The organism is Finegoldia magna ATCC 53516 (assembly GCF_000159695.1).
Taxonomy (GTDB): domain Bacteria; phylum Bacillota; class Clostridia; order Tissierellales; family Peptoniphilaceae; genus Finegoldia; species Finegoldia magna_F.
In genome coordinates this window covers 1118288-1129919 of the sequence record NZ_CM000955.1, presented here as the reverse complement: position 1 = coordinate 1129919, position 11632 = coordinate 1118288, and the positions used below count along the sequence as shown (strand labels likewise).

Sequence of the window (11632 nt, the reverse complement as noted above, 5' to 3'; positions counted from 1 at the left end):
ATTGACAAACTAAAAATAAAATGATATTATCATATTAACAAATGAACAAGTATTCATATGTTCATATAAAGGATGTGATAGATATAGATAAATTCAACGATGAAAAATGTGAAGTAACGCTAATTCACGAGGATAATGTGAAAAAAGCTATCAATGAGCTTCCAGATGACGAATTGATCGTCGATTTGTCCGATATGTTCAAAATTTTCGGAGATCAAACAAGGGTGAAGATTTTGATGGCGTTGGAAAGCGGAGAGTTGTGCGTGTGCGACATTGCAGCTGTGATGAATATGAGCCAATCTGCAATTAGCCACCAATTGAGAGTGTTGAAACAAAGCAACATTGTGAAGACTAGACGTCAAGGAAAAGTTGTGTATTATTCGATTTCGGATGATCATGTGAAAGAAATCTTCGACATTGCGATGGTACACGTGCAAGAATAACGACAATAATTTAAAAAAATAAAAAAACAAAAAGGAGAAAGTTATGAAAAGAAGATATACATTAGAAAATTTGGGATGTGCAAATTGTGCAGCAAAAATGGAAGACAAAATCAAGGAATTGGACGGAGTAAATTCTGTCACTGTGAATTTTATCACTACAAAAATGGTGTTGGATGTAGAAGATGATAAGTTTGATTCTGTGTTGGATCAAGCAAAGGACATCATCAAATCAATTGAGCCTTATGTTGAAGTGAAATAATGAATAAGGAAATAAAATTAACGATAGCTTCGGCGGTATTTTTTGTAATCGGATTTTTTATCAAACAACCATACGCAAGACTTGCGGCTTTCGCTGTGAGTTATCTGATTGTAGGAATTCCAGTAATAAAGTTAGCGTTTTTGAATTTGAAAAACGGTCAGTTATTTGACGAACATTTCCTGATGATGATTGCAACTTTGGGTGCGTTTTTCGTTGGAGAATACGCCGAAGGTGTTGCTGTTATGCTTTTTTATCAAATCGGGGAGATTTTCCAAGACAAGGCCGTTGGGAAATCTCGTGATTCTATCAAGGAATTGATGGACATTGCACCGACTTTTGCGAATTTGAAAACGGAAGATGGTTACGATAAGGTGGATCCTTACGATGTGAATGTTGGAGATATTATCGTAGTCAAACCAGGAGAGAAAGTTCCGTTGGACTGCGTGGTAGTAGATGGAAGCTCCATGGTTGACACGAAGGCGTTGACTGGAGAAAGTGTTCCAATTACTGTCGCAAAAGGCGAGGAACTATTGTCGGGATACATCGTGATGGACAAGGTTTTGAATGCGAAAGTTACGAAGGATTTTGAAAACTCTGCAGTGACGAAGATTTTGGATTTGGTTGAAAATGCATCCAGCCAAAAAAGTAAACAAGAAAAATTCATCACGAAATTTGCAAGAGTATACACTCCTGTTGTAGTATTGGTCGCAGCAGCGCTTGCGATATTGATGCCTTTGATATTGAAACAACCTTTCCAAACATGGTTGTATCGTTCATTGACATTCCTTGTAATTTCGTGCCCTTGCGCACTTGTAATTAGTATTCCGTTGAGCTTTTTCTCAGGAATCGGTGCGAGCAGCAAGGCAGGGATTTTGGTTAAAGGAAGTAACTACATCGAAAAGCTTGCAGAAACAGACACTGTTGTTATGGATAAAACTGGAACATTGACACAAGGTGTGTTCAAAGTTGTAGAAGCAAAATCATTTGATATTTCAGATGAAGAAATGCTAAAATACGTTGCGAGTGCTGAGAAATCATCCAACCATCCAATCGCACAATCGATCATTGATTATTATGGGGACAAAGAATATTTGAACTTGGAATCTGCAGAAAATATCGCAGGCCAAGGGATACAAGCTGTGATAAATGGCAAACATATCCTAGCAGGAAATGCTAAGCTTTTAAAAGATATTGAATTTGAACCGATAAATACTACAGACACTGTTGTATACGTTGCGATAGATGGAAAATTTGCGGGATATATCAGAATCGCCGACGAAGTCAAACAAGACAGCGCCCAAGCGATAACTGATATGAAAAATGTCGGAATCGAAAAAACTTACATGCTAACTGGTGATGGAGAATCTGTAGCCAAATCAGTAGCAGAAAATCTCAAAATTGACGAATACAAATCCAAGCTACTTCCACAAGATAAGGTTGAAATTGTAAAGAAATTGATAGAAAAAGGAAGAAAAGTTGCATTCGTAGGAGACGGAATCAACGATGCACCAGTGCTTGCACTCAGTGATGTCGGAATTTCCATGGGACAAATCGGAAGCGATGCGGCAATTGAAGCGAGCGATGTCGTAATCATGACAGATGAGCTAACGAAAATCGCCCAAGCAATCAAAATCTCAAAGAAAACACTCAAAATCGCAAAACAAAACGCGTATTTTGCAATCGGTGTGAAAATAATTGTGCTAATATTATCGGCACTTGGACTTACAAACATGTGGGCTGCAATCTTCGCAGACGTCGGAGTTACAGTGCTTGCTATTTTGAATTCATTCAGAGCTATGCGAGTTAGTTGAGTAAAATCGAAATCTCATTTATACTAATCGTAAAGGAGATGATAAAATGAAAATAGTAGGCTATGTATTTTTGGGAATATTTGCAATAGCACTCATTTACGGGATTTATTCAATATCTAAAATATTGGCAATCGCCAAGATTAGAAAAAACGTCAACTCAGAAAAAGTGTGGCAAACTATCTCACAAAATAATCGTCAGCCAGTAGCGTTGGATAGGATTTTGATGAGAAAAAACAACAGAAAATTTACCAAAAAAGAAAAAGAAATGATATTGAAAAGAATATCTACTTGTAGAAAATGCATCCTTGTAGGATTATTAGCGTTGATACTAGCAATCGTGTTTATAGCGATAGGGTAATGACAATGTAATGAAATTACACGAATAAATGTTGATGTTTTATCGTAAATGGATTAGAATATATTTATAAGGAGGTCTATTATGTCAACTGTTAATTTAAATATTAGAACTGATAAAGAAATTAAAGAAAAAGCAGAAAATATTTTTCAAGAGTTGGGGCTTAATATGACAACGGCAATAAATATGTTTTTGAGAACATCGATAAGAGAAAATGGAATCCCATTCGATTTAAAAATCGATTCTGTAAACGATGAAACAAAACTTGCGATTGAAGAAGGAAGAAAAATCGCAGACGACAAAACAATCGAAGGATACGTAAGTATCGAAGAATTGAAAAAAGCTCTTGAAATATGAAATACGAAATTAAGTTCACTAGTAAATTCAAAAAAGATGTAAAAATTGCGAAAAAACAGAATAAAAATATCGAAAAACTATTTGAAGTGATAGAACTTTTAGCTGATGGACAAACTTTGGATACAAAATACAGAGATCACAGTCTTATTGGTAATTACAAGAATACGAGGGAATGTCACATAGAACCAGACTGGATTTTGATTTATGAAATAAGAAATGATATTCTTGTTTTAATCTTAAACAGAGTCGGATCGCATTCAGAACTTTTCAGATAAAAATAGCGTCAGAGTAATCTGACGCATTTTTTAATTTAATCTATGTAAGTTATTTTATAGCTCATTATTTGTCCAACTCTTCAAAAAGAGAATCAATATTGTCAAAAACAGGTTGGTCGCCATTTTCAATCGAAACTTTTAGTTCTTTAACGGATTTTTTTAAATTTTCAATCACACGTTCTGGATATACAGCTACAGGGACGAAAATAATCTTGCCGTATTCTTCCATTACTTCAAACTGGTCTCCTTGATTCAAATCAAGAGAATTCACAATATCTTTTGGAATTGTCACTTGCGACTTTGCTTTAAGTTCAACTAACATATTATCACCTCTCAAGTTAGAATTTCCTACTTTCTAACTTAATTGTAATATCTTTTATTTAAACTGTCAATAAAAATAGCATCAGAGTAAAATCTGACGCATTTTTTAATCCAATAAATGTGATCGTTTCAACACTGGACGCACTGCCATGTACAAAATATTTGCAACGATAACAGTCACAACAGCATTGAAGAAAGTTACACCGGCGCTGATTTTCGCCAACGCAGATGCTATTTGTTGTGGTTGACCCAAGACATATAATTTATAAAAATAACCTACAAATGGATCAGCGAACACGTTGAACAACATTCCCGCACATGAAGCAATAACAGCCCACTTTAAAATGTATTTGTTGTCGTTAGATTCGTTGATTTTCTTGGATTTGTGAGCGATTGCTCCCACAATCAAACCAATACATAACTTCAACACGAAAGTCTTCGGAGCAACCAAAATATACACAGGATCCATAATGTCCGCAATAGTCATCCCGATTGCACCAGCAAGTCCACCGTAAAGTCCGCCGAGTAAAAGCGCCGCCAAAACCAAGAACACGTTACCAAAATGGATAGATGTAAAATCTCCACCAGGAACTGGCACCTTGATTTGCAAATACGTGAACGTGATGAAACACAAAGCAGCAAGCACTGCACATTGAACAAGCTTGTGAGTTTTTCTGTCCAAACAAAACCCTCCTTAAAATAATTATATTTCAAGTGTATGGTTAATGTGATAGATTGTCAATTGTTTTATGATATAATTATAGCAATTAAGAGGTCAAAGAGGTGCTTTGTATGAATAACAAAAACAACATAGATAGAGTTCATGATGATGTTTTTAATAGCATCAAAATATTGATGGATAAGGCAAGAAATGAAGTTGCAAGAGAAGTCAATAATATTTTGGTGCAAACTTACTGGGAGATTGGACGTATTATCGTAGAAGATGAGCAAGGTCATTCAGAAAGAGCAGAGTATGGTAAAGAGCTTATAAATGACTTATCAAGACAACTTACAAAGGAATATGGAAGAGGATTTTCAAGGTCTAATTTACAGAATATGAGAAACCTATATTTATCCTATCCAATTTGCCAGACACTGTCTGGCAAATTGACCTGGTCTCATTATTGTGAGCTTTTATCCATTAGCGATGAGAAAAAACGAAGTTTTTATGAAAAAGAAAGTATCAACGCAAACTGGTCAGTAAGAGAACTAAAAAGACAAATTAAAACATCACTTTTTGAAAGGTTGCTCTTATCAGCTGGAGAAGAGAACAAAGAAAAAGTATTAGATCTAGCCTTAAAGGGCAATGAAATAAATAAGCCGTCTGACCTTGTAAAAGACCCTTATGTGTTTGAATTTTTAGGATTGCCAGAAGAAAAGCCAATGATGGAAAGTGATTTAGAAAAGGCACTGATAGATCATATTGAAAAGTTTTTGCTAGAACTTGGTAAGGGTTTTATGTATGTAGGCAGCCAGCAAAGGGTAACACTAGGCAACACCCACTATTATGTGGATATGGTATTTTACAATAAGATTTTAAGGTCTTATGTCTTAATCGAACTAAAAACAACGAAGCTATTGCCAGAAGCAGTAGGTCAAATTAATATGTATCTCAATTATTATAAATCAGAAGTCAATGATGAGATGGACAATGAGCCGATAGGGATAATCTTATGTACAGATAAGGACGGCGTGCAAGCAGAATACGCATTAGGAAACTTATCAAATAAAATATTCGCATCAAAATACACTTTGTATATCCCAAACAGAAAAGAGCTAGAAGAACAAGTTGAGAAAGTAATAGAAAGATACAAGGAAAAATAAATTATAAGAAGAAGTAGAGAAAAAATCTACTTCTTTTTTGTTGCAAGAAGGATTAAAAAAGCCCACGAATGTGGGCTTATTGTAATATATAAATTTCTACACATCAATATAGTCGCTATACACAGGATACAAGTTGTACTTGGCCAAATCTTTTTCTACTTGGTCGACTGTTCGTGTGTCGTTGATCAAAAATTGTTCGTCGCCTTTATCTTTTTCGTCATTACGTCTTCCGATTCCTGTGTCGACGCTTGCGGAGATTTTGGTAGCTCCCATCAAGAGTGACAAGTTACGAAATTCGTTGGATTCTCTGGTAGAGATTGTGATTTGCGCGAATGGCAAGAAGATTCTGGTTGCGATTATAAATTGCATCAATTTTGTCTCAGGAACTTCTTTTATGTTCAAATCTTCTTCGTTTTTTGTCGGTCTAATTCGTGGGAATGATATGCTGATTTCTGCGTGTGGGTATTTTTTTTGCAACAAATTTGCGTGCATTCCCAAACAAAAACAGTCTTCAATTCCATTGGAAAGTCCGAACAATGCTCCGAATCCTACGCCTCGAATTCCTCCCATGATTGCGCGTTCTTGTGTGTCTAATCTATAAGGAAAACAAGATTTGTGTCCAGTTGGGTGGTAGAATTTGTAGTTTGTGGGGTTGTATGTTTCTTGGAAAGCTGTGACGAAATCACAGCCTGCTTCGTGAAGTTTCTTGTAATCTTCAACATTTGTAGGATACACTTCAACGCCAACTACACGGAAATATTTCTTCGCCAATTTTACGGCATCACATATATAATCCACCGAGGAGTATTTTTGCGATTCTCCTGTTAGAATCAAAACGTCTTCGATTTTTTCGCGTCTCATTTGTTTCATTTCTGATTCTATTTCATCCATGGTAAGTTTCGCACGGACGATATCTGATTTCGCTCTAAATCCACAGTACTTGCAGCTGTTTTCGCAATAATTTGCGATGTAAAGTGGGCTGAACAAGTACACGTTGTTTCCGAAATATTGTAGTCTGAGTTTTTGTGAGATTTCTCCCAATTCTTCTATAAAATCAATGGCACAATCGCTTAGCATGTTGTAATAATCGAAATAATCCAAGGCTTCGTTGTTTTTGATTTTTCCCAAAGTTCTTCTGACATCATCTGCCGTTACATTTACTGATTTTACCTCAGATAATTTTTCTGATATTTGATTGTAAATGTCCGAATGAATGTCTTGCATATTGCTAAAATATTTGAATTCTTCCATTTGTCGCCTACTTAAAGAAATCTCTGAGTGGAGATGAAGGGTCAGCACCCGTTTCCAAAACTCTGCCTGGTTTTGCGATGTGAGCTAGTCTTCCCGCTTTGATTGCTAGTGCGAAAGCTTCTGCCATTTTGTTGATGTCGCCGCTTGTAGCGATGGCAGTGTTCGCCATGATTGCACTTGCGCCCATTTCCATGGCTTCACACGCTTGTGATGGTTTGCCGATTCCTGCATCCACAATAACTGGCAAATCAATTTCGTTGATGATGATTTGGATGAAATCTTTGGTTGCAAGTCCCTTGTTGGATCCAATCGGAGAGCCCAATGGCATGATACAACTTGCACCAGCTTCTTTCAAATCTCTCGCAAAGTTCAAATCTGGATACATATAAGGCATAACGACGAATCCTTCGTCAGCCAAAACTTTCGTAGCTTTCAACGTTTCGACGTTGTCTGGAAGTAAGTACTTGCTGTCACGCATTATTTCTATTTTTACGAAATTGCCGCAGCCCATTTCTCGCGCAAGTCTTGCAATTCTAATAGCTTCGTCTGCGTTTCTCGCTCCAGAAGTGTTCGGAATTATCGTCACATTTTCTGGAATAAAGTTCAAAATATTTTTCGTATCGTCTGTATTTGCACGTCTAAGTGCCACAGTAATCATCTCGCAGCCTGCAGATTCCACGCAAGCTTTGATAAGGTTGGGATCGTATTTTCCAGATCCAAGTATAAATCTTGAGTCAAAAGATTTGCCACCCAAAATCAATTTATCTTCCATTATTTTCCTCCAATAACCAATTAAGTGCGATTATAGCTTGTGTACTTGCCGCCATCATCACGTTTGGATAGTACAAACCGATGTCGGTCTTCGTTTCAAAATCGCCACAAACTACAATATTGTTCATTTTTTTAATTTTCATATCTAATTTTTTCACGCCGCCAATTCCAGACACCGATATTAGTTTTTTGTCAGTTCCGATAAAATGCTCCAACACCAATGACTTTGCGTATTCGTCATCGAACGCTTCGATTACGATATCGTAGCCGTCGGTCAATTCGTCGATGTTACTTTCAGTAACTTTGATGTTTTCAACAGATATATTTGCAAATGGCAAGAACTCACCGCAAATTTCCTTGAATGCGTTGACCTTGTACTTGCCGACATCAGTTGGCCTGTAGATTTGCCTGTTCAAATTGGAATATTCAACTGTGTCGTAGTCCACGATTTTGATGGTGCCAATGCCTGATTTTGCAAGTAAAAAGCATGAATTGGTACCCAAACCACCACAGCCAAGGATCAGAATTTTGGATTTTCTGAAAATGTCTGTGTGTTCGGGGATTTGTCTTTTAAAAATCTCCTGCATTTTAACCTCCTCCAACAAATGAAAACACCTCTATTTCGTCGTTATCAGTGACGATAAAATTATCGTAGTCGATTTTTTTGACGAGGTTTTTGTTCACTTCGCAAACCGTCAACTCCACATTGAAGTTCAAATCTTCAAGAACTTTTCTCAAAGAAGAATTTTCTTCGAATGGATATTTGACAGAATTTACAGTAATCATATTTCACCCCCTAAAAAAAATAACACGAAGGAAACCTACACCCGCGGTGGTGTACCCCTTCGTGTTAAACACTCTGTGATTATTATAGCACATTAATTTGAATTTTCAAAAATTTATCCGAGAAATTTGTCACACAAGTTTTCAAATTTGCCCAATCAATTTGATTATTAAAAAAGAATAAAGGGTATACAATTTACAGTAAAACAAAAGGAGGAATGTTATGAAATTATATTACGCACCAGGCACATGCGCTGTTGCTTGTTGGATTGCCTTGGAATGGGCAGGCGCAGATTACGAGGTAGAAAAGGTACAACTTGGAACAGATGAATACAGAAAAATCAATCCGTTGGGAGCAGTTCCAGCACTAGACATTGGAGAAGGTATTGTGAGAAGCGAATTGGCAGCAATTCTTCGCTACATTTTGAACAAATACCCTGAAAAAGATTTGGGAGCTGACGAATCTCCTGAAGACAAGTTCCAATTCGATGAAATCATGGCTTTTATGACTGGAGATTTTCATCCAGCATTTGAAGCGTTGTTCGTACCAGCTGGCTTGACAACATCAACTGACGAAGCAGAGATTGATAAAATCAAACAAAAATCATTTGAAAATATCGACAAAATGATGACTCATTTGGACCGTTTGATTGGTGATGGCGATCACGTTTACAAAAACAAGAAAACAGTGTTGGATCCTTACGTTTATATTCTTACTCGTTGGAGCGAAATGACTCCAAAATCTTGGAAAGAATATCCAAATATCAAGAGAGTTTCGGAAGCTTTCGAAAAGGACGAAGTTGTACAAGAAATCGTGAAAAAATCTCAAGAATAAAAATATTGTATCGGTGTAGATTTGTCTGCACCGTTTTTTTATTTAAACATATTATAGTGATATAATATAGATAATAAATTATAAGGGGTTGTAAATATGAATGATGAATGTCTGTTGTGTGGGAAACCGTTAGAATATTTGGGCGAATCGGTGGAAATGGAGTGTGCAATCTGTCACAAAAAAGAACTCAGCAATACGAGATGTGTCGATGGTCACTTCGTGTGTAACGAATGTCACACAGATGGAATGGATGTGATTTGGGGGATTTGCAAGAATTCTACATCGAAAAATCCAATCGAAATTATGGATCAAATGATGGACGAATCTTTTTGTCACATGCACGGCCCAGAACATCACATTATGGTCGGAGCGGCGCTTTTGACAGCGTTCAAAAATGCTGGCGGAGATATTAATTTGAATAAAAGTTTGAAGGAAATGAGAACTCGTGGAAAACAAGTGCCTGGTGGGACTTGTGGTTTTTGGGGAGCTTGTGGTGCTGGAATTAGCACAGGGATTTTTATGTCAATTGTCACAGGATCATCTCCACTTGCGAAGAATACTTGGGGAATGGCGAACAAAATGACTTCCAAAGCGTTGGAATCTATAGGAGAAGTCGGCGGTCCTCGTTGTTGCAAGAGAGATTCCTACATATCAATATTAGATGCAATACAATTTGCCAATGAAAACTTGGGAGTTGAGATGGAATCTAGTGACATTGTGTGTAAATGGTCCAAGCATAACAACCAATGTATAGGATTGCGTTGTCCATTTTTCGATAGAAATCACATTAATAATTAAGTAACAAGGAGAAATTATGTATTCGAAAGTAAACACGTGTTGTTTGGAAGGGTTGAACGGGTATGTCGTGGAATGCGAATGCGACCTTGCGAACGGTCTGCGTTCGTTTAACATTGTAGGTCTTCCTGACACTTCTATAAAAGAATCCAAGGAAAGAGTGCGCTCTGCGATTGAAAACACTGGAATCAGATTTCCTGTAAAACGTATCACGATTAATTTGGCACCTGCAAATTTGAGAAAAGAAGGATCTCAACTAGACCTTGCGATTGCGATGGCTATTTTGCAATCAATGGGAGTTGTGGAAGATTTTTCAGAAAAATGGGCGTTCATCGGAGAACTATCATTGGACGGACGATTGAATCCAGTAAATGGGTCGTTGTGCATGGTGTTGTCACTGAAAGATTTGGGATACGAACGAGTTTACATACCCAAACAAAACGCACAAGAATGCAGTATGGTCAAAGGAATCGAGAAGGTTTGTGTGGAAAGTTTGGATGAAATCATCAGGATTTTGAATGGCGAACAAGAAACTAAAGTTCTGGATGATATTGACATCATGCAGCAAGAAATACAATACGATGTTGATTTTTCGGATATAAAAGGACAGAAATTTCTCAAAAGAGCGATGGAAATATCTGCTGCAGGATTTCACAATTTGTTGATGATTGGGCCACCAGGAAGCGGCAAAACAATGTCTGCAATGAGACTCAGCACGATTTTGCCTGACATGAGCTTTGATGAAATAATGGAAACCACGAAAATTTACTCCGTAGCAGGATTACTCGGAGAAAAAAACATTGTAACCACAAGACCGTTTCGCTCGCCTCATCACACCGCAAGTCAAGTCAGCCTTATAGGTGGCGGTAGAGTTCCAAAACCAGGGGAAATCAGCCTCGCTCACAATGGAGCATTGTTCTTGGACGAACTTCCAGAATTTTCCAAATCGACAATAGAAGTGTTGCGCCAACCACTCGAAACGAAAAACATAACCATAACAAGAGTCAACGCGTCCTTGTCATATCCTGCAAACTTCCTATTTGTAGCAGGAATGAATCCGTGTCCGTGTGGTTACTTCGGCGATCCTAACCACGAATGCACTTGTTCACAAAATCAAATTGCAAACTATTTGAACAAAGTCAGCCGACCTATACTCGATCGAATTGACATCCATGTTGAAGTTTCACCAGTAAAATTAGACGAACTCACAACAGATGAAAAGTGCGACACATCAGAACAAATCAAAAAACGTGTCGAAGCTGCACGAGAAATCCAAAAACAACGCTTCGAAAAAGAAAACATCACAACCAACGCACAAATGAACACCCGACAAATTAGAAAATACTGCAAATTAAACGATGAGTTAAACTCCATCATACAGTTGGCATTCGATAAATACAAATTCTCCGCACGATCATTCGATAAAATCCTCAAAATATCACGCACAATCGCGGATTTGGATGGAAAAGAAAACATCGAAGCCAAGCATTTGATGGAAGCCATAAGATATAGAACAGTGGATCAGAAATACTGGGGGTAGACATGATGAAAA

General features: G+C 37.3%; 16 protein-coding genes. 10 read left to right on the top strand and 6 right to left on the bottom strand.

The window, feature by feature from the left end; genetic code table 11:
• The first annotated feature begins 41 nt into the window (after positions 1-41).
• The 6 genes from HMPREF0391_RS05235 (at position 42) to HMPREF0391_RS05210 (ending at position 3500) form a co-directional block, all read left to right on the top strand.
• The gene (locus tag HMPREF0391_RS05235) at positions 42-443 is read left to right on the top strand and encodes an ArsR/SmtB family transcription factor (protein ID WP_002835881.1); all 402 of its coding nucleotides are present in this window, start codon (positions 42-44) and stop codon (positions 441-443) included.
• Between the two features lie 43 nt (positions 444-486).
• Positions 487-702 (top strand): cation transporter, encoded by a 216-nt coding sequence (locus HMPREF0391_RS05230; protein WP_002835880.1) that lies wholly within the window; start codon positions 487-489, stop codon positions 700-702.
• The gene (locus tag HMPREF0391_RS05225; RefSeq protein ID WP_002835879.1) at positions 702-2513 is read left to right on the top strand and encodes a heavy metal translocating P-type ATPase; all 1812 of its coding nucleotides are present in this window, start codon (positions 702-704) and stop codon (positions 2511-2513) included. Before HMPREF0391_RS05230 ends, HMPREF0391_RS05225 begins: the two co-directional genes overlap by 1 nt.
• Before the next feature lie 46 nt (positions 2514-2559).
• A complete protein-coding gene (locus HMPREF0391_RS05220; protein ID WP_002835878.1) occupies positions 2560-2871 on the top strand; it encodes a hypothetical protein in 312 nt (103 codons plus the stop codon).
• An 81-nt stretch (positions 2872-2952) separates the two neighbouring features.
• On the top strand, positions 2953-3225 hold the full coding sequence (locus HMPREF0391_RS05215) for a type II toxin-antitoxin system RelB/DinJ family antitoxin (RefSeq protein WP_002835877.1): 273 nt from the start codon (positions 2953-2955) through the stop codon (positions 3223-3225).
• Positions 3222-3500, top strand: a complete 279-nt coding sequence (locus HMPREF0391_RS05210) for a type II toxin-antitoxin system YafQ family toxin (protein ID WP_002835876.1) — start codon at positions 3222-3224, stop codon at positions 3498-3500. The genes HMPREF0391_RS05215 and HMPREF0391_RS05210 overlap by 4 nt, the downstream gene beginning before the upstream one ends.
• A 64-nt stretch (positions 3501-3564) precedes the next feature.
• Here the strand turns inward: HMPREF0391_RS05210 and HMPREF0391_RS05205 are convergent, their stop codons facing one another.
• On the bottom strand, positions 3565-3822 hold the full coding sequence (locus HMPREF0391_RS05205) for an AbrB/MazE/SpoVT family DNA-binding domain-containing protein (protein WP_002835875.1): 258 nt from the start codon (positions 3820-3822) through the stop codon (positions 3565-3567).
• Between the two features lie 105 nt (positions 3823-3927).
• Complete coding sequence (locus HMPREF0391_RS05200; protein ID WP_002835873.1) at positions 3928-4503, bottom strand: ECF transporter S component; 576 nt, start codon at positions 4501-4503, stop codon at positions 3928-3930.
• Positions 4504-4613: 110 nt separating this feature from the next.
• Here HMPREF0391_RS05200 and HMPREF0391_RS05195 point away from each other — a divergent pair, with 110 nt between their 5' ends.
• Entirely contained in the window at positions 4614-5645 is a 1032-nt protein-coding gene (locus tag HMPREF0391_RS05195) for a PDDEXK nuclease domain-containing protein (protein WP_002835872.1), read from the top strand.
• Positions 5646-5741: 96 nt separating this feature from the next.
• Here HMPREF0391_RS05195 and thiH read toward each other — a convergent pair whose 3' ends face one another.
• From thiH to thiS, 4 genes are read right to left on the bottom strand one after another with little or no spacing between them, the layout of a single operon-like run.
• Positions 5742-6896, bottom strand: a complete 1155-nt coding sequence (gene thiH / locus HMPREF0391_RS05190) for a 2-iminoacetate synthase ThiH (RefSeq protein WP_002835871.1) — start codon at positions 6894-6896, stop codon at positions 5742-5744.
• 7 nt (positions 6897-6903) lie between these two features.
• On the bottom strand, positions 6904-7668 hold the full coding sequence (locus tag HMPREF0391_RS05185; protein WP_002835870.1) for a thiazole synthase: 765 nt from the start codon (positions 7666-7668) through the stop codon (positions 6904-6906).
• The gene (thiF, locus tag HMPREF0391_RS05180; RefSeq protein WP_002835869.1) at positions 7658-8254 is read right to left on the bottom strand and encodes a sulfur carrier protein ThiS adenylyltransferase ThiF; all 597 of its coding nucleotides are present in this window, start codon (positions 8252-8254) and stop codon (positions 7658-7660) included. The genes HMPREF0391_RS05185 and thiF overlap by 11 nt, the downstream gene beginning before the upstream one ends.
• A gap of 1 nt (position 8255) precedes the next feature.
• Positions 8256-8453, bottom strand: a complete 198-nt coding sequence (gene thiS / locus HMPREF0391_RS05175) for a sulfur carrier protein ThiS (RefSeq protein WP_002835868.1) — start codon at positions 8451-8453, stop codon at positions 8256-8258.
• A gap of 220 nt (positions 8454-8673) precedes the next feature.
• Here thiS and HMPREF0391_RS05170 point away from each other — a divergent pair, with 220 nt between their 5' ends.
• The 3 genes from HMPREF0391_RS05170 to HMPREF0391_RS05160 all read left to right on the top strand — a co-directional run bounded on the left by HMPREF0391_RS05170 (position 8674) and on the right by HMPREF0391_RS05160 (position 11620).
• Positions 8674-9285 carry a glutathione S-transferase family protein gene (locus HMPREF0391_RS05170; RefSeq protein WP_002835867.1) on the top strand — a complete coding sequence of 204 codons (612 nt, stop codon included), beginning with the start codon at positions 8674-8676 and terminating at the stop codon, positions 9283-9285.
• Positions 9286-9381: 96 nt separating this feature from the next.
• On the top strand, positions 9382-10083 hold the full coding sequence (locus HMPREF0391_RS05165; RefSeq protein ID WP_002835866.1) for a DUF5714 domain-containing protein: 702 nt from the start codon (positions 9382-9384) through the stop codon (positions 10081-10083).
• Positions 10084-10099: 16 nt separating this feature from the next.
• Entirely contained in the window at positions 10100-11620 is a 1521-nt protein-coding gene (locus HMPREF0391_RS05160) for a YifB family Mg chelatase-like AAA ATPase (RefSeq protein WP_002835864.1), read from the top strand.
• Positions 11621-11632 lie beyond the last annotated feature (12 nt).